Origin of the sequence: Mesorhizobium sp. M6A.T.Cr.TU.017.01.1.1 (assembly GCF_004023115.1) — a bacterium.
In the GTDB taxonomy this organism is placed as follows: Bacteria; Pseudomonadota; Alphaproteobacteria; order Rhizobiales; family Rhizobiaceae; genus Mesorhizobium; species Mesorhizobium mediterraneum.
In genome coordinates this window covers 1-25,980 of sequence record NZ_RZTA01000030.1, presented here as the reverse complement: position 1 = coordinate 25,980, position 25,980 = coordinate 1, and the positions used below count along the sequence as shown (strand labels likewise).

The window sequence follows — 25,980 nt, the reverse complement described above, 5'->3', positions numbered from 1 at the left end:
CGCAGCACGCTAAGCGCCGCGCCCATCACCTGCGGTTGGCACCGCAGGCAATACGGGTCCTGCACGCGTTCGTCGCCGACCCGGTGCGATTCACGAATGGCGCTGCCGGCCATCAAATTGCGCAACGCCTCTGCCGTCTCGATCTGGCCGCGATGCTTTCTCAAGAGATGGATACGTGGATCGAATGGGGCGTCGGAGCCTTTCGCAGCATCGGTCGACAGCGCGCCGGCAACCAGCGCCGATTGATAGAGAACTTCGGCATCGAACAGGGCGGCCAGCGCATAGGCAGTCGAGAACTGCGTGCCGTTGAGCAGCGCCAGGCCTTCCTTGGCGCCGAGTGTCACCGGCTCCAGTCCGTGCGAGACGAAAGCGACCTTGGCCGGGAAGCGGCCATGCGGGGTGAAACACTCGCCGACGCCGATCATGACAGCCGTCATGTGCGACAGCGGCGCGAGGTCGCCTGAGGCGCCGACCGAGCCTTGCGCCGGCACCACCGGAATGACGTCATTGGCCAGCATCGCCTCCAGCAATTCGATGGTGTGCGGCCGCACGCCGGAGGCGCCCTGCGCCAGGCTGGCCAGCTTCAGCGCCATCATCAGCCGGACGATCGCAACCGGCATCGGATCGCCGACGCCGGCGGCATGCGACAGCACGATGTTGCGTTGAAGGGTCTCGAGGTCGGCGGCGGGAATGCGGACGCTGGCCAATTTGCCGAAGCCGGTGTTGATGCCATACACCGGCTCACCCTTGGCAACAATGCGCGCCACCGCCTCGGCGCTGGCCTTGATCTTGGGACGGCAGGCAGCATCCAGCTTCGGCACGGCGCCGCGATAGATTTCGCGCCAGTCGGCCAGGGTTGCGTTGCCCGGCTTGAGTTTGAGTTGGCTCATTGTCCTCTCCAGATGCGGGCATGCAGCGGGTTGAAGCCCATGCGGTAGACGAGCTCGGCCGGGCGCCCAATATCCCAGATCGCCAGGTCGGCCGATTTTCCGACCTCCAGCGTGCCGGTTTGTCCGAGAAGTCCGAGCGCGCGGGCGGCCTCACGGGTGACACCGGCCAGGCATTCGTCGACGGTCAGGCCAAATAAAGTCGCCGCCATGTTCATGGTCAGCAGCAGCGAAGTCAGCGGCGAGGTGCCGGGATTGCAATCGGTGGCGACCGCCATCCTGACGCCGTGCTGGCGAAACAGACCGATCGGCGGCTTCTTGGTCTCACGTATGAAATAATAGGCGCCGGGCAGGATCGTCGCCACGGTTCCTACCTTCGCCATCGCCGCCGCACCCGCGTCGTCGGTGTATTCGAGGTGGTCGGCCGACAGCGCGCCATAGCGTGCCGCGAGTTCGGCGCCGTGCAGATTGGACAGCTGGTCGGCATGGAGCTTGACCGGCAGGCCTGCTGCTTTCGCCGCGTCGAACACGCGAGAAATCTGCTCGGGCGAAAAGGCGATGCCTTCGCAAAAGCCGTCGACGGCATCGGCAAAGCCCTCAGCATCGACCGCCGGCAAAATCTCCTTTGCGACCAGATCGATAAAAGCGTCCTTATCGCCTTTCGCTTCGGGCGGCAGGGCATGGGCGCCGAGGAAGCTCGTCCTCACCGTTACCGGACGATGTTCGCCCAGGAGCCGCGCGGCGCGCAGCGATTTCTTCTCGTTTTCGATATCGAGGCCATACCCCGACTTGATCTCGATGGTGGTGAGGCCTTCGGCGATCAGGGCATCGAGGCGCGGCAGCGACTGCGCAACCAGTTCATGCTCGCTGGCAGCGCGCAGCGCCTTGACCGACGAGACGATGCCGCCACCGGCCTTGGTGACCTCTTCATAGGTGGCGCCGGCCAGCCGCATCTCGAATTCGTTGGCGCGGTTGCCGGCATGGACCAGATGGGTGTGGCAGTCGATCAGGCCTGGCGTGATCCAGCGGCCTTCGCAATCGACAATCTCGGCCGCTTTGCCGAATGCTGTGGGGCCAAGTGCCGTCGGCATGTCGGCTTCCGGGCCGGCATAGACGATCAGGCCATCGCGTGCGGCGATCGCGCCATGTTCGACGATGCCAAGTCCAGCGGCGTTTTCGGCCATGGTCGCCAGACGCGCATTGCGCCAGAGGCGAACCTCCCCTGCCCGGCTTTTGCTCTCTCCAGCCATCATCTTTTCCGTTTCAATCGATGGCGATTATGTATATACATATTGAAAGGCGCTGCAAGTGCTATGATCATACTGCCAAATGGGATTTTGGAGAAAAACGTGACGGCGATCTTTGCAGAACAGGTGCTTCTGCCCGACGGCTGGCATTCCAATGCCCGGATCATCGTCAGTGATGGCCGCATCGCCACGGTCGAGCCGAACACCACATCTCGGCCCGGCGACGAACGCCATGCCATCCTGCTGCCAGGCATGCCGAACCTGCATAGCCACGCCTTTCAGCGCGGCATGGCCGGCCTTGCCGAGCTGCGTGGCCCTTCAGCCGACAGTTTCTGGAGCTGGCGCGAGGTGATGTATCGTTTCGCGCTGTCGATGACGCCGGATCAGGTCGAGGCGGTCGCCGCGCAGCTCTATGTCGAGATGCTGGAGGCCGGCTTTTCGCGCGTCGGCGAGTTTCACTATCTCCACCACGATCGTGACGGCCAGCCCTATGCCAACATCGCCGAAACGGCCGAACGCATCACTTCCGCTGCTGCTGACACCGGCATTGGGCTGACGCTGCTGCCGGTGTTCTATGCGCATTCCTCTTTCGGCGGCGCTACGCCGAATGAAGGCCAGCGGCGATTCATCAACGATGTGAATCGGTTCTCGCGGCTTGTTGAGAAATGCCGCGAATCCGTTCGCGCCTTGAATCAAGGCGTCGTTGGCGTCGCACCACACAGTCTGCGCGCCGTGACACCGGAAGAATTGGAAAACATCGCGGCAATTGTGCCCGGCGGACCGATCCACATCCATATCGCCGAGCAAGTGAAGGAGGTCGAGGACTGCCTTGCCTGGTCGGGGGCGCGACCGGTCGAATGGCTGCTCGCCAACGCCAAGGTCGATGAGCGCTGGTGCCTGATCCATGCCACCCACATGACCGATGCGGAAACGATTGGCATGGCGAAAAGCGGGGCAATCGCCGGTCTCTGCCCGATCACCGAGGCCAATCTCGGCGATGGCACCTTTGTAGCACCCTTATTCAAACGACATGGCGGCCGCTTCGGCATCGGCTCCGATTCCAACGTGCTGATCGGCCTGCCGGACGAATTGCGACAGCTTGAATACTCGCAGCGCCTCGCCCATCACGCCCGCAATGTGCTTGCGGTCGCCGGCGGCTCGACCGGCCGCGCGCTGTTCGATGCAGCGCTCGACGGCGGCAGTGCCGCCCTTGGTGCTGGCCCCTCGCGGATCGCCGCTGGTGCCTCAGCCGATTTCGTCTCGCTCGATGGCAAGCACCCTTCGCTGGCCGGCAAGACGGGCGATGCGCTGCTCGACGCCTGGATCTTCGCCAACGGCGCCAAGGTCGATTGCGCCTGGGTGCATGGCAAGAAACTGGTCAGCGGCGGCAGGCATGCAAAGCGCGATGCCATTGCCGAGCGTTTTCGCAAGGTGATGACGGCGCTTTCGGCATGAGCACAATCGAGGCAGTGGATGTGGACGTCGGCGAGTCTGTCTCGCTGCATCAGCGCATCCTGTCCGAGATCAGCGAACGGATCCTGTCCGGCGCCTGGGCGCCCGGCCACCGCATTCCGTTCGAGCACGAGCTGACGGCCGAGTACAAATGTTCGCGCATGACGGTCAACAAGGCGCTGTCGCAGCTTGCCAAGGCCGGGCTGATCGAGCGCCGTCGCCGCTCCGGCAGCTTTGTCCGGCGGCCGCAGTCGCAAGCCGCGGTATTGGAAATTCACGACATCAGGATCGAGGTCGAGGCGCTCGGCCTGCCCTACCGCTACGAGCGTGTGGCGCGACATAAAAGGCGCAGCACTACGGAGGATCGCGCGTTGCTGGAACTCGCTTCCGCCGGACCAGTGCTGGCGCTGGAATGCCGGCATTTCGCCGGCAAGCGGCCGTTCGCCCACGAACAGCGGCTGATCACCCTGACCGCCGTGGCCGAGGCCGCCGACGAGGAATTTCATGCCATCGCGCCCGGGCCGTGGCTGATTGCCCGCGTGCCGTGGAGTGCCGCCGAGCACCGCATTCGCGCAGTCGCCGCCGACAGGCACATTGCGGCCGCGCTCGACATCGAGCCCGGTGCGCCGTGCCTGGTGGTCGAGCGACGGACATGGAGCGCCGAGCACCCAGTCACCCATGTCCGGTTCACCTATGCGGCCGAGAGCCACGCGCTGGTCGCACGGTTCACGCCCTCGCAGGGCTAGCTTCCCCCTCGAGGGGAGGGTCGCGGAGCAAATGCCGCATGGCGGCACTTTGTGACGCGGGGTGGGGTCGGTGCAACCCACCGACCCCACCCCGTCTCGCAATCTACGCTTCGCTCCGACTACTCGCCGACCCTCCCCCTTAGGGGGAGGGTAAAGCGCTCTGCCTCAAATCGCAGCGGTAACAATGATCTCGACCAGATATTCCGGTCCGGCAAGCTTGGCCTCGCCGGTAGCGCGGGCCGGGGTGTGGCCCTGCGGCACCCACTTGTCCCATTCCGCGTTCATCTCGGCGAACGTGCTCATGTCGGCCAGCCAGATGATCGCCTGCAGGATCTTGGTCTTGTCGGTGCCGGCCTTGGCCAGCAATTCGTCGATGGCCGCCAGAATGTCACGTGTCTGGGCGCCGACGTTTCCGCCCGGCTGGCCGACCTGACCGGCCAGATAGACGGTGTTGCCGTGGATGACGATCTGGCTCATGCGCGGGCCTACATCGATGCGACGAATGCTCATGGGACGTTTCCTTCCTTTGTGGGTCGCGCCTCTTTAGAGTCGCGGTCCGCGGGGGGCAAGGTTGCACGAGCGAATCCTCTTGAGCCAACCGCCAAAGAGCACAGGGCAAATTGCCTCGGTCGCCGCAATTCCGCCCGATTGACTTGTTGACTAATGTAATAACATCACATATCCAATCGCCGCCGCCGTACCAGTCGTGCCCCCACGGATCGTCACATGACCAAAACCTGCCTGACCTTCCGCGACCTGACGCTGGGCTACAACAGCCATCCGGCGATCCATCATCTCGACGGCACGATCCGCCGGGGATCGCTGACCGCCGTCGTCGGCGCCAATGGCTCGGGCAAGTCGACCCTGATGAAGGGTATCGTCGGCGTGTTGAAGCCGATGGCCGGCACGGTTGTCCGCGCGCCCGGCGTGCGCGCCGCCTATCTGCCGCAGCAGTCGGAGCTCGACCGCTCGTTTCCGGCCAGGGTTGTCGACCTGGTTTCGCTCGGGCTGTGGCCACGGCGCGGGCTGCTCGGCCGCCATACCAAGGAAGATCGCGATTCGGTCAGCCAGGCGCTCATGGCCGTCGGCCTCGGCGGCTTCGAGAAGCGCCCGATCGACACGCTGTCGGGCGGCCAGCTACAGCGCACGCTGTTTGCCCGCGTTCTGCTGCAGGATGCCGACCTCATCCTGCTGGACGAGCCGTTCAACGCCGTCGACACCAAGACGGTCGGCGATCTGATCGCGATGATCAAGCGCTGGCATGGCGAGGAGCGCACCATCATGGTCGTCGTCCACGATCTGGATCTGGTGCGGCAGAATTTCCCAGAAACGCTGTTGCTGGCGCGTCAGCCGATCGCCTGGGGCGAGACCAAGGAAACGCTGCGGCCGGAAAACCTGTTGCGCGCGCGCCGCTTCCACGAAGCCTGGGAGGAGAACGCGCCCTGGTGCGAGCCCGACAACCATAAGCACGGTGATCACGCTCATGACCCTGGGCACGACCATCATCACGGTTCCGGGCCGAGGGCGGCATGATGGACACGCTCTACGGTCTTCTCATCGCTCCGTTCGCCGATTTCGCCTTCATGCAGCGCGCGCTTTTCGGGTCGCTGATGCTGTCGCTCGGCGCCTGCCCGGTCGGTGTGTTCCTGATGCTGCGGCGCATGAGCCTTTCCGGCGACGCCATGGCCCACGCTATCCTGCCGGGCGCTGCGGCCGGTTTCCTGTTCTATGGTCTGGAGATCCTGCCGATGACCATCGGCGGCCTGATCGCCGGCATCATTGTCGCACTCGGCGCCGGCGCCGTCTCGCGCTTCACCATCCAGCGCGAGGACGCCTCGATGGCGGCCTTCTACCTGATTTCTCTGGCTATCGGCGTGCTGATGGTGTCGATCCGCGGCTCCAGCGTCGATCTCATGCATGTGCTGTTCGGAACCGTTCTGGCACTCAACGATGAAGCGCTGACACTGATCGGCGGCATCGTCGTGGTCACGCTGGTCAGCCTCGCCATCTTCTGGCGGGCACTGGTCGCCGAATGCCTCGATCCACTGTTCCTGCGCTCAGTCAGCCGGCTGGGCAGCCCGGTGCATTTCATCTTCCTCGGCCTCGTCGTGCTCAACCTTGTCGGCGGCTTCCAGGCTCTCGGCACTTTGCTGTCGGTCGGGCTGATGATGCTGCCTGCAGCCGCCGCCCGCTTCTGGACCATGCGCGTCGAGCCGATGTGCGCGCTGGCGGTGCTGATCGGCTTTGCCTCCTGCGTCGCCGGGCTGCTTCTGTCCTATCACGTGTCGCTGCCTTCCGGCCCGGCGATCATCCTGTCTGCAGGCGTCGTCTATTTCGCCTCGATCCTGTTCGGCACGCGCGGCATCCTGCGCGCCCGTATCATCCATCACCGCCACAGAACCGCCTGATCCCAACAAAGGAGACCCGTCCATGCTGAAATCGATCCGCGCCACTTTGGCAATGAGCGTTATAACATTAACCGCCTTTGGCGCATCGGCGGCTCTCGCGGAGCCATTGAAAGTGGTCGCCAGCTTCACCATCATCGCCGATTTCGCCAAAAATGTCGGCGGCGACCGCATCAATCTGACCACCATCGTCGGGCCGGATGGCGATGCACATGTCTACGAGCCGAGCCCGGCGGACGCGGTGGCAATGGCTGGGGCGGACGTGGTGCTGGTCAACGGCCTGCATTTCGAAGGCTTTCTGCAGCGCCTGGTCGACGCCAGCGCCACCAAGGCGACAATCGCCGTTCTGACCAAGGACGTCACGCCGATCAACTTCAAACCCGAATTCGCCGATGCCGACGCCGCTGAAGGTGCAGACACCGATCCACATGCCTTCCAGTCGATCGCCAATGCCAAGATCTATGTGAAGAACATCGCCGATGCCTTCTGCACGGCCGACGCTGAGGGTTGCGACAGCTACAAGGCCAATGCCGCCGCATACACAGCGAAGCTTGATGCGGTCGAAGGCGAAGTGAAAGCGGCAATCCAGTCCATACCGGAAGAGAAACGCGTCGTCATCACCTCGCATGACGCCTTCGGCTATTTCGAGAAGGCCTATGGCCTCACCTTCCTGGCCCCCGAAGGGGTGTCGACCGAGTCGGAGCCTTCCGCTGCCGACGTCGCCAAGCTGGTCAGCCAGGTGAAGCAGGACAAGGCGGCGGCGGTCTTCATCGAGAACATCACCAATGCGCGGCTGATCGAGCAGATCGCCAGCGAGACCGGCATCAAGGTTGGCGGCACGCTCTATTCGGACGCGCTGTCGCAACCCGACGGCCCGGCCTCGACCTATATCGACCTGATGCACAACAACATCGCCCAGATCAAAGGCGCGATCCTCGGAAGCTGAGCGGTCGACGCCGTTCGCTCGGTGGGGCTTGCGCACGTGCGGGCAACAAAGTGCTACAGCGTCCTTTGCGCATCCAAAGGACGCACGGCGCCTTAGGTAGCCCGGCTGGATTTCCCGCATGAGAATGTCTATCTGCGCAGAGGGATTTCTTTCTGCGCGGATTGCCGCCCAGGCCTGGGAGCGGCAAGACTCCGCCCCTGGCCAGCAGGCATCGAACATTGCGAGGACGCCATCATGGAATATCGTCAAATCAGCGAGGACTATTCGGTCTCCGGCCAGATCCAACCCGAAGAAGTCGCCGCCATCAAGGCCGCCGGCTTCAAGAGCGTCATCTGCAACAGACCTGATGACGAGCAGCCCGGCCAGCCTTCGGCGGACAGTGTCAAGGCGGCGGTCGAAGCCGCCGGGCTCGCTTTCCGCTACATCCCGGTCATCAGCGGCCAGATCACGCATGAGAATGTCGAGGATCAAGCCGAGGCGCTCGACGAACTCGAAGGCCCGATCTTCGCCTATTGCCGTTCCGGCGCACGCTGCACCAACCTTTATGGGCTGATCCAGCAATCGAAGGGTTAAATCGGCAGCGCGCCGGTTTCCTTCAGCGTTTCGAGCACGATCGCCGTCTTCACATGCTGCACGGATTCGTGCGGCAGAAGCACGCCGTTGACGAATTCCGACAGCGACTTCAGGTCCGGCGTCACCACTTTCAGGATGTAGTCCATCTCGCCGGTCAGCGCGTGCGCCTCCTGCACCTCTGGCAGCCGCGCCACCAATTCGCCGAACCGCTGTGCATTGTCGCGGTTGTGGGTGGCAAGCGTCACCGAGATGACGTTGACCAGCGAGAAGCCGAGCTTGTCGCGGTCGAGCAAAGCCCTGTAGCCCCTGATATAGCCGTCCTCCTCCAGCCTCTGGCGGCGGCGCGAACATTGCGACGCCGACAGGTTCACCCGTTCCGATAGATCGTTGTTGGTCAGCCGTGCGTCGCTCTGCAGTAGAGCCATTATCTTGCGGTCAAACTGATCAACGCGCGCGTCATCCATAAAGTTTCCTTCGATCATGCACAATTCCCGCATAATCTGATCATTTCAAGCGTTTGAATGCAAGCACCATGCAGCTGCTCCGCGCTATAATAGCGTCGAAATGGCCTTTCCGGCCACGCCAAGCTTTTTGGAGGACAATGCCATGGGTCCCTTCCCGCACGATGCACCGCCCGCAAAGATCAGCAAGGCCAACCCCGCCGGCACAGACGGCTTCGAATTCGTCGAGTTCGCCCATTCTGAGCCGGAAAAGCTCGCCGAGCTTTTTACCCGCATGGGTTACGTGCCGGTGGCCAAGCACCGCAGAAAGAAAAACACCGTCTGGCGGCAGGGCGACATCAACTATGTCGTCAATGCCGAGTCCGGCTCGCATGCAATGAAGTTCGCCGACAAGCACGGCCCCTGCGCGGCCTCGATGGCCTGGCGAGTGGTCGATGCCAAGCATGCGTTCGACCACGCCATTGCCAAAGGCGCCACCCCCTATGAGGGCACCGACAAGGCGCTCGACGTGCCGGCAATCGTCGGCATCGGCGGTTCGCTGCTCTATTTCATCGAGGTCTATGGCGAGAAGGGCTCGGCCTATGATGCCGAGTTCAACTGGCTGGGCGCGCGCGACCCGAAGCCGGAAGGCGTCGGCTTCTATTATCTCGACCACCTCACCCACAATGTCTATCGCGGCAACATGGACAAATGGTGGGACTTCTACCGCGACCTGTTCGGCTTCAAGCAGATCCATTTCTTCGACATCGACGGCAAGATCACCGGGCTGGTCAGCCGCGCCATCACCTCGCCCTGCGGCAAGATCCGCATCCCGCTCAACGAATCCAAGGACGAGACCAGCCAGATCGCCGAATATCTGAAGAAGTATAATGGCGAAGGCATCCAGCACATCGCCGTCGGCACGGACGAGATCTACGGCGCCACCGACAGGCTGGCCGCCAACGGGCTAAAATTCATGCCCGGTCCGCCGGAAACCTATTATGATATGTCCCATGCCCGCGTGCACGGCCATGACGAGCCGATCGAGCGAATGAAAAAGCACGGCATCCTGATCGATGGCGAAGGCGTGGTCGATGGCGGCACGACCAAGATCCTGCTGCAGATCTTTTCAAAAACCGTGATCGGCCCGATCTTCTTCGAATTCATCCAGAGGAAGGGCGACGAAGGTTTTGGCGAAGGCAATTTCCGCGCTTTGTTCGAATCGATCGAGCAGGACCAGATCAAGCGCGGGGTGATCAAGGTGGACGGCAAGGCGGCGTAGCCAGTTCGGCCGAGGGTGCCTTGTGGTTTGATCAGTTATGACCTAAATTCTGGTCATAAGAGGTCTGACCATGAATGTTCCGATGGCAAAAGCAAAGGCCCAACTCTCCGAGTTGGTGAAACGCGCCCAGGCCGGCGAAGAGATCCATCTGACGCGGCATGGAGAGGTGGTGGCGACCTTGAGCGCGCCCGCCCGGGCTGGCGGGAGCAAGGGCCTTTTTGGGGCCCTGAAAGGCCAAATTCGAATATCGGATGATTTTGATGAACTCGGTCCCGAATGGGACGAGTACACTAAATGAGCCACCAATATCTGGTGGATACTCATATTCTGCTTTGGGTACTCAACGCAGACTCACGCCTTTCGGACCACCATCGCGACATCTTTCTTGCGGGCGAGGATGTGGTCGTCAGCGCCGTCTCGGTAGCAGAGATCGCCATCAAGAAATCGCTCGGCAAAGTCACGCTGACAGGCAACATAGTGGAAATCTTGCGATCGAACGGCATTCCGATCCTCAGTGTGAATGAACTACACGCGGCGAGGCTTGAGCATTTGCCGCACCATCACCGCGATCCTTTCGACCGTCTGCTCATCGCACAGGCTCAAATTGAAGGCCTGACGTTGGTCACTGCGGATCGGCATTTTTCAGCCTATGACGTTGCGTTGGTTTGATCATTCCAGGTTCAACCTCTCGACCTCCGCTCTCCTCAGCTTCAGATCATAGTCGAGGAAGAACTCGTCGAGCTGCGGCGGCTTCACCGACGTGCCGGATAGCATGGCGTGCACCTGGCCGCGATGATGGATATCGTGGATGAAGAGGTGGGCGAGCAGATCGCCGATGCGCTCCGGGATTCTTCCGTCCTCGCGCCGGTCGGTGATGACGCGGCGATCGAGATCGTCGGCCGATAGACGGTCGCAACAGGCGATCAGCCGCCGGTCGGCCACAACTTGGGCGGCAAACAGCGCCTGCGCTCGGTCGAAGGGCACGAAATCGTCATGGGCGGCGGCACCCACGCCGCCCTCCTCGAGAAAATCGAGATAGAGATGATCGACCGCCAGAATGTGGTTGAGCGTTGCCTTGATCGATGGGAAGAAGCTGGTGCGCTCGGCTTCGAATTCGCCTGGTTTGAGTTGCAGCACGGCGCGATAAAGCCGGTCGTTTGACCAGAGATTGTTGGCTGCCATGCGGCGGAAATGGTTCAGCAAGTCCATGACTTCACTCCACTGACTGGACCAAGGACACGCCCGCCCAGAGAAGCGCAAATCCGGCGAGAACGATCAGCAGAAGCCGGTTCATGCGCCGCCGCATAGCTTGCGTTTCCTGATCCCGCGCGACGTTCATGTTGGTGACGGTGTGGAACATCATCGCGTTGCGCGGAAAGCCGCTGCGGTTGGCCAGGTCGGGAGAGCGTGCTTCGATACGGTAGCTCAATCGGATTGCCTGGATGAAGACCGCCAGCATGGCGAGGGCCCAGACACCGCACAGAAGATAGAAAGACGTGCCTGTCATTGTCCTAGCTCTCGTATTTCTCGACCTTCTGCTCGATGGCGCCGAAGATCGAATGTCCGGCCTTGTCCTTCATCTCGATGCGCACAGTGTCGCCAAAGCGCAGGAATGGCGTTTTCGGCGCGCCAGCCTCGATCGTCTCGATCATCCGCAACTCGGCAATGCAGGAATAGCCGGCGCCGCCCGCCGAGACAGGCTTGCCGGGGCCGCCGTCGAGCTTGTTGGAGACCGTGCCCGAACCGATGATGGTGCCGGCGGCCAGCGGCCGGGTTTTCGCAGCATGTGCGATCAGCGCCGGAAAATCGAAGGTCATGTCCACGCCGGCGTTCGCCCGGCCAAACGGCTTGCCGTTGAGATCGACCAGCAGCGGCAGGCTGACCTTGCCGCCATCCCAGGCATCGCCGAGTTCGTCCGGCGTTACCGCGACCGGCGAAAAGGCCGAGGACGGCTTTGATTGGAAGAAGCCGAAGCCCTTGGCTAGCTCTGGCGCAGTCAGGGAGCGCAGCGTGACGTCGTTGACCAGCATAACCAGCCGGATCGCGGCCCGAGCCTCATCCAGGCTTGCTCCCATCGGGACATCATCGACGATGACGGCGACCTCCCCTTCCATGTCGACGCCAAAAGCCTCGTCGGCCGCCCGGATCGGGTCGCGCGGCGCGATGAAGGCGTCCGAGCCGCCTTGGTAGATCAGCGGATCGGTCCAGAAGCTTGCCGGCATCTCGGCGCCACGCGCCTTTCGCACCAACTCGACATGATTCACATAGGCCGAGCCATCCGCCCATTGATAGGCGCGCGGCAACGGCGAATGGGCGTCATGCTCGTGAAAGCGCGCTGACGGCACCGCATTGTTCTCCAGCGATTCCGCCATGGCGGCCAGATGCGGCGCGATCCGGCTCCAGTCGTCGAGTGCCGCCTGCAGCGTCGGCACCAGAAACGAGGCATCGGTGAACCGCGTCAGGTCGCGCGAGACGACGGCCAACTTTCCGTCACGCGTCCCGTCCTTCAATGTGGCAAGCTTCATGTGTCCTCCCAGGGGCGTTTACTCGTAGTATTTGCCGGCATAGATAACTCTGGCTGCGGCTTTCCAGGGATTGTCACCCGCCAAAAATGCCGGGTCGCCCCGCTCATTCTCTTTGAACCAAGCGACCGATGATTCAAGAAATGTGCTGAGCGAGCCATTTTCCCATCCGTTCCAGCCGGTATCAGGTCCTGCTGGCTCCGTTGCCTCCTTGCGATCCGCGTCCTTACGGTCCTTGCTAAGCGCGTCGATGAACCGGACGAAAGATGGCAGATCCTGCACTTTCTTAAGAAGCAACGAGAGTTGCGTCGCGGATCTCTCTTCGGATACGCGCACCTCTTCCCAAAGCTTGTCGTTGGCCATCCTCACTCCCTAAGCCCCACAACAAGGCCGTCGCGGGCGATCGTCAAGTCACCGGCCCATGTTTTCCTGACAGCGGCGATCCAGTCGGCCTCGCCGATCTCGGGATCGTCGGCCGGAATGAGGTGGTTGAGCACCAGTCGCCCGACCCCGGCGTTGGTCGCGATGCGCCCCGCCTCCCCGGCAAAACTGTGACTGGCGAGCAGATGTTCTCTGAGCCGCGCGCCGTTGCCGGTTTTCGCGACGAGCCGCTCGATGCCTTCTTCCAGCATTGCTTCATGGACGAGGATGGCGGCGCCTTTGGCAAAATCGGCCAATGGCGGAAAGAATGCCGTATCGGCGGAGAACACGACGCATCGTCCGGCATGCTCGAAACGCAGCGCAAAGCAGTCGGTCACCGGCGGGTGGTCGACGCGCAGCGCTGAAACCTTCAGGCCGCGCTCCTCCATCACCCGGCCTTCGCCGAACTCGACGATCGAAACCATGTCGAGAATATCCGGCCGGCCTTCGTCGGCGATGCGTATCTCGATGTCGAATTCCATCGCCTGGCAAAAGCGCTGCCAGTAATGGCCGGTGCCGGGCGGGCCGAACACAGTGACCGGTGTCGCCAGACCCGCCGTCCAGGCGGTGTGGATCAGCGGACCGAGTTCCAGCACATGGTCGGAATGCAGATGCGTGATGAAGATCAGATCCAGCGTCTTCAGGCTGGTGCCGGCGTCGGCCAGCCCACGCGTCACGCCAAGCCCGCAATCGACGACGATGGTGCGGCCGCCGATCTCCAGCAGCGATGAACTCGGCCACGGCCCGCCCGGCCGGAGCGCCGGGCCGCCTTTCGAGCCCAGCAGCACCAGCCGCGTTGGATCAGCGCTCAAGACCAGTCGCCCTCGGGCGTGCCGTTGAAGCGCTTCTTCAGATCGGCCCAGCAGTCGATGTAGTTGTCCTGCCGGGTTTCAACCTCGGCGGCGTAGCGGGTCAGCATCTGCGGGAATCGCGTCTCGAACATGAAGGCCATGGTGTTGTCGAGCTTGACCGGTTTCAGCTCGGCGCGCGAGGCCTTTTCGAAGCCAGATGCGTCAGGCCCGTGGGCCAGCATCAGATTGTGCAGGCTGATGCCGCCGGGAACGAACCCCTCCTCCTTGGCGTCGTACTGGCCATGGATCAGGCCCATGAACTCGCTCATGATGTTGCGGTGGTACCAAGGCGGGCGGAACGTGTTTTCGGCCACCAGCCAGCGCGGCGGGAAGATGACGAAGTCGATGTTGGCGGTGCCCTCCTCGCCGCTCGGCGCGGTCAGCACCGTGAAGATCGACGGATCGGGATGGTCGAACAGGATCGCGCCGACCGGCGAAAACGTTGCAAGATCATATTTGTAGGGCGAATAATTGCCGTGCCACGCCACCACATCCAGCGGCGAATGATCGAGTTCGGTGACATGAAACTGCCCGCACCATTTCACGATCAGCCGGCAGGGCGTTTCCTTCTCCTCGAACCAGGCGCAAGGCGTCTTGAAATCGCGCGGATTGGCCAGGCAATTGGCGCCGATCGGGCCACGATCCGGCAGCGTCAGCTTGGCGCCGTAATTCTCACAGACATAGCCGCGCACTGTTTCGTCGACCAGTTCGACCTTGAACACGAGGCCGCGCGGCAGCACCGCGATCTCGCCCGGTCGCAATTCGATGACGCCCATCTCGGTAACGAGGCGTAGGCTGCCGATCTGCGGCACGACCAGCAACTCACCATCGGCGTTGAAGAAATGGTCGTCGACCATCGAGCGGTTGGCGACATAGACATGCGCAGCCATGCCAGTCTGGCCGAGCACGTCGCCGGCGGTGGTGATCGAGCGCATGCCGGCGATGAAGTCGGTCGGCTCGGTCGGCATCGGCACCGGATTCCACCGATATTGCCCGAGCGCCAGTTCATGATCGCCGACATTCGGCGCGCTCTTCCACAGCGGATAGCTCGCCGCCTTGAAGCGGCCGGTGTGCCTGACGCTCGGCCTGATGCGATAGAGCCAGGAGCGCTCGTTGGTGCCGCGCGGCGCGGTGAAGGGCGAGCCCGAAAGCTGCTCGGCATAGAGGCCGTAGGCCGGCCGCTGCGGTGAATTCCGCCCCTGCGGCAGCGAGCCTGGCAAGGTTTCGGTTTCGAAGTCGTTGCCGAACCCCGGCATGTAGGAAAAGGCCATGGTTTCCTCCCGAATCCACAGTGCCAGAGCGGCCTCTGCGCGTCCACGAGGACGCGCGGCCGCTCTGGATTGACCAAACTGGTTTCATTTGTAACCATTGAAAATGTAACCATCAACTGACTTAAGAGATGCGGCGACTGCGAAAATGACAACCAAGCGCGAGATCTCTAACGAACCGGAAATCCTCGAACTTGAAAGCTTCCTGCCCTACCGGCTCTATCGCCTTGCCGACGCCGTCAGCCGCGAATTCTCCAGGATTTACAAAGATCGCCACGGCTTGACGCGGCCCGAATGGCGCACGCTGGCCGGGCTCGGACAGCACGGGACCATGACCGCGACAGCGCTCGGTGAGCAGTCGGCCATGCACAAGACCAAGGTTTCGCGCGCCGTCGCCGAGCTTGAACGGCGGCGGTGGCTGACTCGCACACCTGATGAAAAAGACCGCCGGATCGAGCACCTGATGCTGACCAAGGCCGGCCATGCCGCCTATCGCGAAATGGTGCCGCTGGCGAAGGCATTCGAACGGGAATTGCTGGCAAAACTAGGCGCTGGCGAGCGCACCGCGATCACCAACGGACTGGTTGCGCTTAAGAAGGCTCTGGGCAAGGATTAGGTGCTCACCAGTCCATCACCACCTTGCCCGAATTGCCGCTGCGCATCGCATCGAACCCGGTCTGGAAGTCGTCGATGCCGATGCGGTGGGTGATCAACCCGCTGACGTCGAGCGGACCCTGCACCAGCGCAATCATCTTGTACCAGGTCTCGAACATCTCGCGGCCATAGATGCCCTTGAGATGCAGCATCTTGAAGATGACCTTGTTCCAGTCGATCTCGAAGCCGGTCGACGCAATGCCCAAAATGGCGATCTTGCCACCATTGTTCATGGTGTCAATCATGTCGCGGAAGGCGGGTGCGGCGCCCGACATTTCAAGGCCGACGTCAAAACCTTCGGTCATGCCGAGAGCTGGCATGATATCGCGCAGCTTTTCCTTCGACGCGTCGACCACATGCTGGACGCCGAGTTTTTTCGCCAGCGCCAGCCGTACCGGGTTGATGTCGGTGATGACCACTTTTCGCGCGCCGACGCACTGCGCCACCAGCGCACCCATAATACCGATCGGCCCGGCGCCGGTGACCAGAACGTCCTCGCCTACGAGATCGAAGGACAATGCGGTGTGAACCGCATTGCCGAGCGGATCGAAGATCGCGGCGATCTCATCGGGCACGTCGTCGGGGATCGGCACGACATTGTGCTGAGGGATTGCCAGATACTCGCCGAAGGCGCCCGGCCGGTTGACACCGACGCCGAGTGTGTTGCGGCACAGATGCCCCCTGCCCGCCCGGCAGTTGCGGCAATGGCCGCAGACGATGTGGCCTTCACCCGAAACGCGCTGGCCGACCTTGTACTCGGTCACCGCCGCGCCGAAGTCGGCGACCGTGCCGACGAATTCGTGACCGGTCACCATCGGCACCGGCACGGTCTTTTGCGCCCACTGGTCCCAATTGTAGATGTGGACGTCGGTGCCGCAGATCGCGGTCTTCTTGATTTTAATCAGAACGTCGTTCGGGCCGATTTCCGGCACCGGCACTTCTTCCATCCAGATGCCCGGCTCGGCCTTGGCCTTGACCAGCGCCTTCATCATGTTCGACATTCTTTTGTCCCTTGAATCTCTTGATCCGGAAGCGCTTTTCGGTTCCGGCCGTTCAGGAAATCACACCGAGTTCGCGCCCGACCGCGCCGAACGCCTCGACCGCACGGTCGATGTCGGCGCTGGAATGGGCGGCCGACATTTGCGTGCGGATGCGCGCCTGGCCCTTCGGCACTACCGGAAACGAGAAGCCGATGACATAGATGCCGCGCTTCAGCATGCGCGCCGCCATTTCTTGCGCCAGTGTCGCATCGCCCAACATGACGGGGACGATTGGATGGTCGGCCCCTGCCAGCGTAAAGCCGAGCTTACCCATTTCAGACCGGAAGCGCGCCGCATTGGCATAGAGGCGCTGACGCAGCGCATCGCCATTGCCGATCAGTTCGAAAACCCGGATCGAGGCGCCTGCGATCGCCGGCATCAGCGTGTTGGAAAACAGATAGGGCCGCGAGCGCTGGCGCAGCCAGTCGACCACTTGGCTCTTGCCCGATGTGTAGCCGCCAGATGCGCCGCCCAATGCCTTGCCGAGCGTGCCGGTGATGATGTCCACCCTGCCCTCGACGCCGCAATGCTCGGCCGAGCCGCGGCCGTTCTTGCCGACGAAGCCGACCGCATGGCTGTCGTCGACCATCACCATCGCGTCGTATTTCTCGGCGAGATCGCAAACGCCCTTTAGATTGGCGATGATGCCGTCCATGGAAAATACACCGTCGGTGGCGATCAGCCGAAAACGGCAATCCATTGCCTCCTTCAGCCGCGATTCCAGATCGGCCATGTCGTTGTTGGCGTAGCGGAAGCGCTTCGCCTTTGACAGCCGCACGCCGTCGATGATCGAGGCGTGGTTCAGCGCGTCGGAGATGACCGCATCCTCCTCGCCGAGCAGCGTCTCGAACAGGCCGCCATTGGCATCGAAGCAGGAGCCGTAGAGGATCGTGTCCTCCATGCCGAGGAAGCCAGAAATCGTTGCCTCGAGCTGCTTGTGCTCTTCCTGCGTGCCGCAGATGAAACGCACCGACGCCATGCCATAACCATAGCGGTCGAGTGCCTGCTTGGCCGCATCGCGCAATTCGGCGCTGTCGGCGAGGCCGAGATAGTTGTTGGCGCAGAAATTCAGCACCTTCTCGCCGCCCACCTCGATCTCGGCCGATTGCGTCGAGGTGATCACCCGCTCGGATTTGTAGAGGCCGGCAGATTTCAGCCCTTGAAGCTCGCTATCGATATGGGAGAGGAATGCCGCGCTCATGATCAGGCCCTGTTGAGAGTGAATGGACTGTCGCCCCACGCGGGCGAAAAATCCACCGCAAAAGCGACCGTTTCGGTGACGCGACGGCCAGTGGCCAGAATGCCGCCAACGGCGGATGCTCAAATGCGTGTGCGGCGCGAAAGAACGCGATAACCATTTCGCGAGCTTTCCACCGCTACCGCTATCGCCGCTCTGTCGACTTCCAAAGCTGTTAACATTTTCAAGCCAATGGTTCTCGCACCCAAAAAATCTGTCGGCGAGAGGGACCGCCCCAGAAAATGTCGCAGCAACCGGCGCAAACCATTTCGGGCAGGCTCGTCCTGTTGATCAAGGCCGGCTATTGGCTGGCGCTGCTGATCATTGCCGCCATGGTGATGGCCTCCTTCATCCTTCTCCAGCAAATGATGGCTGCCCAACGGCACAACGACACGCTGCTCGACATTGTCGGCATGCAAAAGACGCTGTCGCAACGCATTGTCTTCCTTGCCAACGCGGCAGGTGCTGCTTCGCGCGACCAACAACCGGCTCTGGTCACCGCATTCAAACAGGCAACGGCGGAGTTCGAGAGGAACTACGACCTTCTGCTCGAGCGGGTCGTCGCCGACCCGGCGTCACCGGCAAGGTTCGATCCAAAATCAGTCGAGAGCGTACTTTTCACCAAGCCGTTTCATCTCGATTACTTCTCGGTCGGGCTCATCGCCAACGGCGAACGACTGGTTTCGGCGTTTGAATCACAATTCGGCATGGCCGACAATGGCGGCTACAAAGGCGGCGGCGAACGCGTCAACCTCGACGCTTCCATCGCCAATGCGACCCTGTCGGGCTATGCGGCACTCGGCCAGCGCATCAGCGCGCATGCCGACGCACGATCGGAAACACTTCTCGATCTCCATCGAACGCTGTTCTACACCACCATCGGCGTCATCGTGCTGGTGGCACTTTTCATCTTCAGGCCGATGTCGAACACCATTCTGCGCAAGACGCACGAACTGATCGATGCCCGCAATTCGATGGCCTTCATCGCCGTGCATGACGGCCTTACCGGTCTGCACAACCGCACCTTCCTGACCGACCATTTAGAAGCACTGATAAAGGGCGCGCAGCGTCGGCGAGAACGGCTTGCGGCGGTCCAGCTCGACCTCGACCGATTCAAGCAGATCAACGATACGCTCGGCCACGCTGCCGGCGACTATGTGCTTGTGGTGACGGCGCAGCGGATGCGCGATTCCTGCCGGGCGTCGGATCTCTGCGTGCGTCTCGGCGGCGACGAGTTCGTGATGATCCTCAATGGTGCCGGCGGCACCGAGGATATCAACATGGTCGCTAGGCGCGTGCTGACGCAGATCAACGAGCCGATCGTTTTTCGGGGCACGACCATCCTTCCGGGCGCCAGCGCCGGCGTCGCCGTCTATCCGGTCGACGCCGACAATGCGCAGGATCTGCTCGTCCATGCCGACCTCGCGCTCCACGCCGCCAAGAAGCAAAGCGGTGGCAGTCTCTCATTCTTCTCCGAGGAGTTGCGGCATGAACTCGATTACCGCAAGCAGCTCGAGCGCGACATCAGGATCGCGATCTCGGAGGAGGCGTTCCAGGTCTACTTCCAGCCGCAGGTTTCGTTGTCGAACGGCACGATCGGCGGCATCGAAGCGCTGGTTCGCTGGAAACATGCCGAGCGCGGTATGATCGCACCGGGCGAGTTCATTCCCGTCGCTGAGAAATGTGGCCTCATGTCCGCGGTCGGCCGCATCGTTATCGCCAAGGCAATCAGCGAGGCGGCCGAGTGGGACCGCGCCGGTGTTGCCTTCGGACGGCTCGCCGTCAACGTGTCCGGCTCCGAACTGCGTGAGCCCGATTTCGACGCGTTTCTCTTCGATACGCTTGAAAAGGCCGGTCTGCCGCCACAAAAACTGTCGCTGGAAATCGTCGAATCCGTCATCCTCGACGACGAGAAGACCGGCATCGCGGCAAAGCTTCGGCATATTCGCGCCGCGGGCGTCCATCTCGAGCTCGACGATTTCGGCACCGGCTACGCGTCGCTCAGCCACGTCAACCCGAACGAGATCGACCGACTGAAGATCGATCGCCGCTTCGTCCAGAACATCAATGAGAACGGCGACAACACCAAGATCGTGAGAGCCATCACCGAACTCGCCCGTGGCCTCGGCATCTCGATTGTCGCCGAGGGCGCCGAAACCGAAGCCGAGCTCGACTCGCTGATGGCGATCGGCTGCGACCAGGTGCAGGGCTATTCCATCGCCTTCCCGATGCCGCAGGACAAGGCACGCGAATGGCTGGTCGCGCGGGCACCGAAGAAAGCCAGGCTGACGGTGCTACGGGGAAGCCTGGCGTAAGGCGCCAACCTTGACAAGCCTCCTCAGAAATGGCCGCTTGTCGTGATCGGAAACGGATATTCCGGATGCTGGTGCCGCTTCGCCTTGCGTGCTGATCGTGCTGTTTTTTGCTCTCCCTGCAGGCGCCACCGATCGCACCATCTATATGATCTAGTATTGCAAGCCGGCTTGCCGGAACGAGGCGGAACATCGTCGTCATCACCGGGAAAAGCCGCCAGCAATTGTCCGAAGCTCGGCATACGCGCCAACCGTTCGTATTCTTCGAATGACAGGATCACGGCCTGCCTGCGGCCATGTCGCATGATGATGGCGGGTTCTCCCGCGACCGCCTGATCGACCAATGCTGAAAGCGTAGCACTGGCATCCTTCAACTGAATTTCGCGCATGGCATTGTCCTAGGCCTGTCCGTTCCTAACCTTCAACATTCGCCCGCAACGCCGCCAGTACCGCAGCAAACTCCGCCAGCCTGTCGTCGGACAGCCCCTTCCGCAGCCGCTTGTCGAAGGCGAACGCGGCGATGCGCAATTTCAGGAACAGCGCCTCGCCGGCCTCGGTCAGCTCGACCTGGTGAACCCGGCGGTTCACCGGATCGCGACGCCGGGTCAGCAGCCCTTGCATCTCCATCGCGTTCAGATGATGGGTCAGCGTCGCCCCTTGGATGCCGATCATGCCGGCGAGCTCGCGCTGGTTTGCGAGTTCGCGCGACTTGATCGACAACAGAGTGACCCAGACCGGCAGCGTGCCGCCTGCCTCGACCAAGGCGGCGTCGAAGGCCTGTGCGACAAGCTTTGCGGTCCGGGCAAGATTCATCCCGACTGGCGGGCGGTCAAATGGCGTCATGATCCGACACTAGAGCAAGGGAAAGGTCGATGGAACTGGCCCATGTCTTATACATTGACATCTAATCATTTGATATCTAATCTTTAGGGCAGCGGCGGGCACAGGAGGAGAAGCGATCATGCAATATGTCTACATCGTCGTCCTCGGCCTTCACGTCATGGCGGGCGTGTTCTGGGCCGGCACCACCATCGCGGTTGGCCGCGACCCAGACATCCGGGCGGAGCGGTTCTTCCGGCCGCAAATGGGCGCGGCCGGCATGGTGTTCCTCACCGGCATACTGCTCTGGTATTTTTTCCATGAAGGCGTTTTCGGCTCGATGGAGAAAGTTCTGGCACTGGGCATCGTGACAGCCCTGATTGCCGCCGGCGTTCAGGGCGCGCTCGTCGGCTCCGCCAGCAGACAACTGGCCGGCGCCGACGCCGCGACGCAAACCCATTTGCGCGCAAAGATGACACGAGGCGAACGCATCGCCGGCGGGCTCCTGGTCATCACCGTGTTCTGCATGGCCACCGCCAGGATGTTTTGAGCGGCCTGCCACAATCGCAATTTCGGGATCGTACGGTGACCGGTAACAGGCCGGCGTCGTACGCGGCGCGCAGATCGGACTGAAGTGCCTGGTGGCCCTCCGTACGGCGGTTCGGCTGCGCGCCACCAATCAATCCAAAGCGATCCTCAGATCCGCAATCCGAACCTGATGCCGTCATAGATGGCGGCGTGGATGTTGCGCGAGGCGACCGCGTCGCCGATGCGGAAAAGCACGAAACCGCCTTGCGGATTGCGCGCCGGAAAAATGTCGCCACCACTGACCAGCCGCTCGTAATCGACCGCGCCGCCGTTTTTCGACAGCGGTTTCAGCGCGAGATAGAGATCGTCGAGCGGCAGCGTGCCATGCTCGACCACCACCTGATCGACCCGCCGCTCGCCGCGCCAGCCGTCTGCGAAGTCGGAGGCAAGCTCGGCGACCAGTTGATTGCCCTCGCGCCGCACCGAGCGCAGCCGCGTGTTGATGGTGATGGTCACGCCCTTTTCCTGGAAGGCGCGCATATAGGGCACGTGGTTCATGCCGCCCATTTCCGGGGCGAAGAAGCGCTCGGGCGAAACAAGCTCCAGCTTCGAACCCGCGGTCGCGATCAGCTCTGCCGCGCCCATGCCCTGATGGCCGCCATTGTCGTCGTAGAGCAGCACGTTTTCGGCCGGCTTGATGCTGCCGGCCATGATGTCCCAACTGGAAGTGACGAGGCTATCGCCTGCCACCAGCGGTGGGTTCTGCGGCAGGCCGCCGGTGGCGACCACCACCACGTCGGGGGACAGCGCCAGCACGTCGTCCTTCTCCGCCCAGGTGTCGTAGCGGATCTCAACACCGAGCCGGTCGAGCTCGGCCAGCCGCCAGTCGATGATGCCGATCAGCTCCTTGCGGCGCGGGTTCTGTGTCGCCAGCCGCACCTGGCCGCCGGCCTGGCTCGACGCTTCCAGCACCGTGACCTCATGCCCGCGCTCGGCCGCGACACGCGCCGCCTCCAGGCCGCCTGCACCGGCGCCGACGACGACCACCTTCCGTCTCGGTCCCTCGGTTCTCGGGATGATGTGCGGAATATCAGCCTCGCGGCCGGTTGCCGCATTGTGGATGCACAGCGCCTCGCCACCCTCATAGATGCGGTCGAGGCAGTAGGTGGCGCCGACGCAAGGCCGGATCTCGTGCTCGCGGCCCTCCATCACCTTTCTGACGATATGCGGATCGGCGATGTGGGCGCGCGTCATGCCGACCATGTCGAGCTTGCCGGTGGCGATGGCATGGCGGGCGGTGGCGACATCGGAAATGCGCGCCGCATGGAAGGTCGGGAATTTTGTCGCCGCCCTCACCTCGCCGGCGAAGTCGAGATGCGGCGAGGCGCGCATGCCGGTCACCGGGATGACCCTAGTCAGCGCGGCATCGGTTTCGATCGAGCCGCGGATGATGTTGAGAAAATCAACCTTGCCGGAGCCGGCCAGCCGCCTGGCGATCTCGACGCCCTCCTGTTTCGACAAGCCTTTTTCGAAATCCTCGTCGGCGACCATGCGAATGCCGACGACGAACTTTTCGCCGACCGCCGACCGCACGGCGTCGAGCACCATGCCGGTGAAGCGCAAGCGGTTGTCGAGCGAGCCGCCGAAATCGTCATCGCGCTGGTTGGTGGCCGGCGACCAAAAGCCGTCCATCAGATGGCCGTAGGCCTCGAACTCGATGCCGTCGAGGCCGGCGACCTGGCAGCGTTGGGCGGCCGCGGCATAGTCGGCAATGATGCGCTCCATGTCCCAGTCCTCGATGGTCTTGGGGAAGGCGCGATGCGCCGGCTCGCGCACCGGTGAGGCCGACAGCACCGGCAGCCAGTCGGCCTTGTTCCAGCCGGTACGGCGGCCGAGATGGGTGATCTGGATCATCACCTTGCAGTCATGCTCATGGCAGGCATCAGCGAGTTCCGTGAGCCACGGCACGATGCGGTCGTCATAGACGTGCAGATTGCCGAACGCGGCCGGACTGTCGCGCGAGACGATCGCCGAGCCTGCGGTCATGGTCAGCGCCATGCCGCCTTTGGCCTTTTCGGCGTGGTAGAGCCGGTAGCGCTCTTTCGGCATGCCATCCTCGGAATAGGCCGGCTCGTGACTGGTCGACATGACCCGGTTCTTCAGCGTCAAATGTTTGAGCTGATAAGGCTGGAGAAGCGGATCGTTGCTGGTCATCGTGGCCCTGCTGTTTCAAATTGTGCTAATGAGCGGCAAATTTTTGTTTTTCGCATGTCGTTATCCTAAAACCGCTGCGCAGTTTTGGGCGACATGCAGTAAGGAAACCGCCCATGACCGATACGAAGAACCTTACTCAGCTCGGCACCAACGTCGAGGCGCCACGGAGCCCTGAAGCGGCAGTCCTTGAAACCGTGCCATTTTCGCGCGGCGACGGGCCGCCGGCCATCGTCCGCTTCACCTGCCCGGAATTCACCTCGCTCTGTCCGGTCACCGGCCAGCCGGATTTCGCCCATATCGTCATCGACTATGCGCCCGATATGCTGCTGGTGGAATCGAAGTCGCTCAAGCTGTTCATGACCTCGTTTCGCAACCATGGCGCCTTCCACGAAGAGTGCACCGTTATGATCGGCCGCCGCATTATCGCCGCGACCAAACCACTGTGGTTGCGCATTGGCGGCTATTGGTATCCGCGCGGCGGCATTCCCATCGACGTGTTCTGGCAGACCGGCGCGCCGCCGGAAGGCGCGTGGCTGCCCGACACCGGTGTCGCACCCTATCGCGGGCGCGGGTGAGTTTCGAAACGATCGATCTCGCATCAGTTGAGCGGCAGCCGCCGGTAGCGGCCGGGATTGTTCGGGTCGCTGAAATGGCCCATGGGCCCGTGCTCGGCGAAGTGCCCCGCCCAGCGCTTCATCGCGGCTGGGTCGAGTTCGACACCCAGTCCATCGCCCTCCGGCACGCGCACCGTGTTGCCGGTCTGCCGGAAAGGACCATCCTTGATGACATCGCCGATCTGCCAGCGAAACAGCGATTGCGATGCTTCGGTGATCCACGGCGTCGCCGCCACGACATGCAGATAGGCTGACGTCATGATGCCGAGATCGTTCGAGTAGCACCAGAACCCCTTGCCCATCGCCTCACAGGCGGCGATGAATTTCAGGGTTCTCGACAATCCGCCGAGTGCTGCGAAGTTGCAGACGAAGTAATCCGGCGCGCCAAGCGCGACCGCTCGTCTGAGATCGGGAATGTGTGTGGAGAACGGAATGCGCGAATGCTGGCGCAGCGCTGCCATCTCCTCGAAGGTCGCGACCGGATCCTCGTAATTGCGGATGTTGAACGGTTCGATCTCGCGCAGCACCCAGCGCGCGGTGGTCAGCGACCACTGCATGTTGGAATCGAGCTTGATCTGTGCCTTCTCGCCGAGCGCCTCGCGCAACATCCGCACCGTCCGGATCTCAAGCTCGGGATCGCCCATGATCAACTTGCCTTCGAAGATCGTCGAGCCATGCTGCTCGCGCATCCTCAGGCAGTAGTCGACGATCGCTTCGGGCGTCATCTCGCCGCCCGCCCCGTCCTGTGCGGGACGAAAGGCGAAATACTCCGAAAACGGAATGTCCTTGCGGACCGCGCCGCCAAGCAGCTTGTAGAGCGGCATGCCGAACACCTTGCCTCTGATGTCCCACAATGCCAGCTCGACGGCTCCGAACGCCACGGATGCGGCATTCTCGCCGGTGTTGGCGGTGATCTGCCAGGGCGGCACGCAGCGCGCCTCGCAGTCGGCGATGTCGAGCGGATCGGCGCCGATCAGCGCCGGCGCGATCTCGGCCTTGATCACTTCGCCGAAATGCCACCAAGGCGCCTCGCCCAGTCCGACCACGCCTTCGTCGGTCTCGACCTCGATGATCGATTTCGAGGCGCCGCCATAAAGCCCGGCCGTCCACCAGAACGGCGCGTCTAGCGGAACGTTGACATGGGTGACGCGGATGTTGGTGATCTTCATCGGTTCCCTTCTCACTCGCACTGGTATTGGCTGAGCGCCCATTCGCCGGTCACCGACAGAAGGTCCGTGACCTTCCAGTCACCGTCGACTTTCCTGAATTTCCATTCCAGCCGGTGCGGATTGCCGGCGACGACGAAGGCGACGACGACCTTGGCCGCGTCGCCATTGACCGCTTCGATAGTCTTCAAGCTCTTGTCGATCTCGGTCTTGTCGTATTGCGCATTGTCGAGCGCCATATTGGGATCGAGGCATTCGCCCTGCCCCGATTTCCGCAGCGCGTCGCTCTTGTCGAGTACCGACTTCGCCGGATCGGCGAAGTGGCTGCGCTGGGCCGGATCGAGCTCGAGCCCGACA

The 25,980-nt window shown here is 62.4% G+C and carries 28 protein-coding genes and 2 pseudogenes; 13 read left to right on the top strand and 17 right to left on the bottom strand.

The genetic code is table 11. The features are described 5' to 3' along the window. Both EOB36_RS35120 and hutI read right to left on the bottom strand, forming a co-directional pair. Window positions 1-890: aromatic amino acid lyase (locus tag EOB36_RS35120; protein WP_245467769.1), on the bottom strand; the 890-nt coding region annotated here is incomplete at its 3' end. Further along, on the bottom strand, window positions 887-2,137 hold the full coding sequence (hutI, locus tag EOB36_RS12345) for an imidazolonepropionase (protein ID WP_128284949.1): 1,251 nt from the start codon (window positions 2,135-2,137) through the stop codon (window positions 887-889). The genes hutI and EOB36_RS35120, both read right to left, overlap by 4 nt. Before the next feature lie 99 nt (window positions 2,138-2,236). Between hutI and EOB36_RS12340 the strand changes: the two genes are divergently transcribed. Continuing rightward, window positions 2,237-3,589: a formimidoylglutamate deiminase gene (locus EOB36_RS12340; protein WP_128284948.1), complete on the top strand. Its 1,353-nt coding sequence runs from the start codon at window positions 2,237-2,239 to the stop codon at window positions 3,587-3,589. Further along, the gene (hutC, locus tag EOB36_RS12335; RefSeq protein WP_128284947.1) at window positions 3,586-4,332 is read left to right on the top strand and encodes a histidine utilization repressor; all 747 of its coding nucleotides are present in this window, start codon (window positions 3,586-3,588) and stop codon (window positions 4,330-4,332) included. The genes EOB36_RS12340 and hutC overlap by 4 nt, the downstream gene beginning before the upstream one ends. Before the next feature lie 165 nt (window positions 4,333-4,497). Here hutC and EOB36_RS12330 read toward each other — a convergent pair whose 3' ends face one another. After that, a complete protein-coding gene (locus tag EOB36_RS12330) occupies window positions 4,498-4,842 on the bottom strand; it encodes a RidA family protein (protein WP_095485694.1) in 345 nt (114 codons plus the stop codon). 216 nt (window positions 4,843-5,058) lie between these two features. Between EOB36_RS12330 and aztA the strand changes: the two genes are divergently transcribed. From aztA to EOB36_RS12310, 4 genes are all read left to right on the top strand, one after another. After that, window positions 5,059-5,865, top strand: coding sequence for a zinc ABC transporter ATP-binding protein AztA (gene aztA / locus EOB36_RS12325; protein ID WP_128284946.1), 807 nt, complete (start codon window positions 5,059-5,061; stop codon window positions 5,863-5,865). After that, the gene (gene aztB / locus EOB36_RS12320) at window positions 5,865-6,740 is read left to right on the top strand and encodes a zinc ABC transporter permease AztB (RefSeq protein ID WP_128284945.1); all 876 of its coding nucleotides are present in this window, start codon (window positions 5,865-5,867) and stop codon (window positions 6,738-6,740) included. Before aztA ends, aztB begins: the two co-directional genes overlap by 1 nt. A gap of 22 nt (window positions 6,741-6,762) precedes the next feature. Beyond that, window positions 6,763-7,683: a zinc ABC transporter substrate-binding protein AztC gene (gene aztC / locus EOB36_RS12315; protein ID WP_128284944.1), complete on the top strand. Its 921-nt coding sequence runs from the start codon at window positions 6,763-6,765 to the stop codon at window positions 7,681-7,683. 234 nt (window positions 7,684-7,917) lie between these two features. Further along, window positions 7,918-8,256, top strand: a complete 339-nt coding sequence (locus tag EOB36_RS12310) for a TIGR01244 family sulfur transferase (RefSeq protein ID WP_126106965.1) — start codon at window positions 7,918-7,920, stop codon at window positions 8,254-8,256. Here the strand turns inward: EOB36_RS12310 and EOB36_RS12305 are convergent. Further along, window positions 8,253-8,720, bottom strand: coding sequence for an Lrp/AsnC family transcriptional regulator (locus EOB36_RS12305; protein ID WP_126107527.1), 468 nt, complete (start codon window positions 8,718-8,720; stop codon window positions 8,253-8,255). The two genes, EOB36_RS12310 and EOB36_RS12305, sit on opposite strands and share 4 nt — an antisense overlap. 142 nt (window positions 8,721-8,862) lie before the next feature. Here EOB36_RS12305 and hppD point away from each other — a divergent pair, with 142 nt between their 5' ends. The 3 genes from hppD (at window position 8,863) to EOB36_RS12290 (ending at window position 10,647) form a co-directional block, all read left to right on the top strand. Then, entirely contained in the window at window positions 8,863-9,978 is a 1,116-nt protein-coding gene (hppD, locus tag EOB36_RS12300; protein WP_128284943.1) for a 4-hydroxyphenylpyruvate dioxygenase, read from the top strand. Between the two features lie 70 nt (window positions 9,979-10,048). Next, window positions 10,049-10,276 (top strand): type II toxin-antitoxin system prevent-host-death family antitoxin, encoded by a 228-nt coding sequence (locus EOB36_RS12295; protein WP_095485689.1) that lies wholly within the window; start codon window positions 10,049-10,051, stop codon window positions 10,274-10,276. Further along, entirely contained in the window at window positions 10,273-10,647 is a 375-nt protein-coding gene (locus EOB36_RS12290) for a type II toxin-antitoxin system VapC family toxin (RefSeq protein ID WP_128284942.1), read from the top strand. Before EOB36_RS12295 ends, EOB36_RS12290 begins: the two co-directional genes overlap by 4 nt. Here the strand turns inward: EOB36_RS12290 and EOB36_RS12285 are convergent, their stop codons facing one another. Genes EOB36_RS12285 through hmgA form a run of 6 tightly spaced genes read right to left on the bottom strand, consistent with a single transcriptional unit; the run spans window position 10,648 to window position 15,042 of the window. Further along, complete coding sequence (locus EOB36_RS12285) at window positions 10,648-11,187, bottom strand: DinB family protein (protein WP_128284941.1); 540 nt, start codon at window positions 11,185-11,187, stop codon at window positions 10,648-10,650. Window positions 11,188-11,191: 4 nt separating this feature from the next. Continuing rightward, the gene (locus EOB36_RS12280) at window positions 11,192-11,485 is read right to left on the bottom strand and encodes a hypothetical protein (protein ID WP_128284940.1); all 294 of its coding nucleotides are present in this window, start codon (window positions 11,483-11,485) and stop codon (window positions 11,192-11,194) included. A gap of 4 nt (window positions 11,486-11,489) precedes the next feature. After that, complete coding sequence (locus tag EOB36_RS12275) at window positions 11,490-12,503, bottom strand: fumarylacetoacetate hydrolase family protein (RefSeq protein WP_128284939.1); 1,014 nt, start codon at window positions 12,501-12,503, stop codon at window positions 11,490-11,492. A gap of 18 nt (window positions 12,504-12,521) precedes the next feature. Further along, window positions 12,522-12,863 carry a hypothetical protein gene (locus EOB36_RS12270; RefSeq protein ID WP_128284938.1) on the bottom strand — a complete coding sequence of 114 codons (342 nt, stop codon included), beginning with the start codon at window positions 12,861-12,863 and terminating at the stop codon, window positions 12,522-12,524. Window positions 12,864-12,865: 2 nt separating this feature from the next. Next, window positions 12,866-13,732 (bottom strand): MBL fold metallo-hydrolase, encoded by an 867-nt coding sequence (locus tag EOB36_RS12265; RefSeq protein ID WP_128284937.1) that lies wholly within the window; start codon window positions 13,730-13,732, stop codon window positions 12,866-12,868. Next, the gene (gene hmgA, locus EOB36_RS12260; protein WP_128284936.1) at window positions 13,729-15,042 is read right to left on the bottom strand and encodes a homogentisate 1,2-dioxygenase; all 1,314 of its coding nucleotides are present in this window, start codon (window positions 15,040-15,042) and stop codon (window positions 13,729-13,731) included. The genes EOB36_RS12265 and hmgA overlap by 4 nt, the downstream gene beginning before the upstream one ends. A gap of 145 nt (window positions 15,043-15,187) precedes the next feature. Here hmgA and EOB36_RS12255 point away from each other — a divergent pair, with 145 nt between their 5' ends. Further along, window positions 15,188-15,655 carry a MarR family transcriptional regulator gene (locus tag EOB36_RS12255; protein ID WP_128243899.1) on the top strand — a complete coding sequence of 156 codons (468 nt, stop codon included), beginning with the start codon at window positions 15,188-15,190 and terminating at the stop codon, window positions 15,653-15,655. Window positions 15,656-15,659: 4 nt separating this feature from the next. Here EOB36_RS12255 and tdh read toward each other — a convergent pair whose 3' ends face one another. Then, entirely contained in the window at window positions 15,660-16,694 is a 1,035-nt protein-coding gene (gene tdh, locus EOB36_RS12250) for an L-threonine 3-dehydrogenase (protein ID WP_127290557.1), read from the bottom strand. Window positions 16,695-16,746: 52 nt separating this feature from the next. Further along, entirely contained in the window at window positions 16,747-17,934 is a 1,188-nt protein-coding gene (locus EOB36_RS12245; protein ID WP_128284935.1) for a glycine C-acetyltransferase, read from the bottom strand. A 278-nt stretch (window positions 17,935-18,212) separates the two neighbouring features. Between EOB36_RS12245 and EOB36_RS12240 the strand changes: the two genes are divergently transcribed. Beyond that, entirely contained in the window at window positions 18,213-20,285 is a 2,073-nt protein-coding gene (locus tag EOB36_RS12240; RefSeq protein ID WP_128284934.1) for an EAL domain-containing protein, read from the top strand. A 161-nt stretch (window positions 20,286-20,446) separates the two neighbouring features. Here the strand turns inward: EOB36_RS12240 and EOB36_RS35115 are convergent. Together EOB36_RS35115 and EOB36_RS12230 are read right to left on the bottom strand one after the other, a co-directional pair. Next, window positions 20,447-20,671 (bottom strand): annotated as a pseudogene (locus EOB36_RS35115) (type II toxin-antitoxin system Phd/YefM family antitoxin); the annotation flags it as partial. A gap of 25 nt (window positions 20,672-20,696) precedes the next feature. Continuing rightward, the gene (locus EOB36_RS12230) at window positions 20,697-21,044 is read right to left on the bottom strand and encodes a MarR family transcriptional regulator (RefSeq protein WP_245467767.1); all 348 of its coding nucleotides are present in this window, start codon (window positions 21,042-21,044) and stop codon (window positions 20,697-20,699) included. A 199-nt stretch (window positions 21,045-21,243) separates the two neighbouring features. Here EOB36_RS12230 and EOB36_RS12225 point away from each other — a divergent pair, with 199 nt between their 5' ends. Next, window positions 21,244-21,651: a hypothetical protein gene (locus EOB36_RS12225; RefSeq protein ID WP_127290549.1), complete on the top strand. Its 408-nt coding sequence runs from the start codon at window positions 21,244-21,246 to the stop codon at window positions 21,649-21,651. Between the two features lie 146 nt (window positions 21,652-21,797). On the opposite strand, the gene EOB36_RS12220 is transcribed toward EOB36_RS12225, so the two are convergent. After that, window positions 21,798-23,843, bottom strand: coding sequence for an NADH:flavin oxidoreductase (locus EOB36_RS12220; RefSeq protein ID WP_128284931.1), 2,046 nt, complete (start codon window positions 23,841-23,843; stop codon window positions 21,798-21,800). Between the two features lie 113 nt (window positions 23,844-23,956). On the opposite strand from EOB36_RS12220, the gene queF reads away from it, so the two are divergent. Next, the gene (gene queF, locus EOB36_RS12215) at window positions 23,957-24,418 is read left to right on the top strand and encodes a preQ(1) synthase (RefSeq protein ID WP_128284930.1); all 462 of its coding nucleotides are present in this window, start codon (window positions 23,957-23,959) and stop codon (window positions 24,416-24,418) included. Window positions 24,419-24,441: 23 nt separating this feature from the next. On the opposite strand, the gene EOB36_RS12210 is transcribed toward queF, so the two are convergent. Further along, window positions 24,442-25,626, bottom strand: a complete 1,185-nt coding sequence (locus tag EOB36_RS12210) for a mandelate racemase/muconate lactonizing enzyme family protein (protein WP_128284929.1) — start codon at window positions 25,624-25,626, stop codon at window positions 24,442-24,444. An 11-nt stretch (window positions 25,627-25,637) separates the two neighbouring features. Continuing rightward, a pseudogene (locus EOB36_RS12205) lies at window positions 25,638-25,980 on the bottom strand (hypothetical protein); the annotation flags it as partial.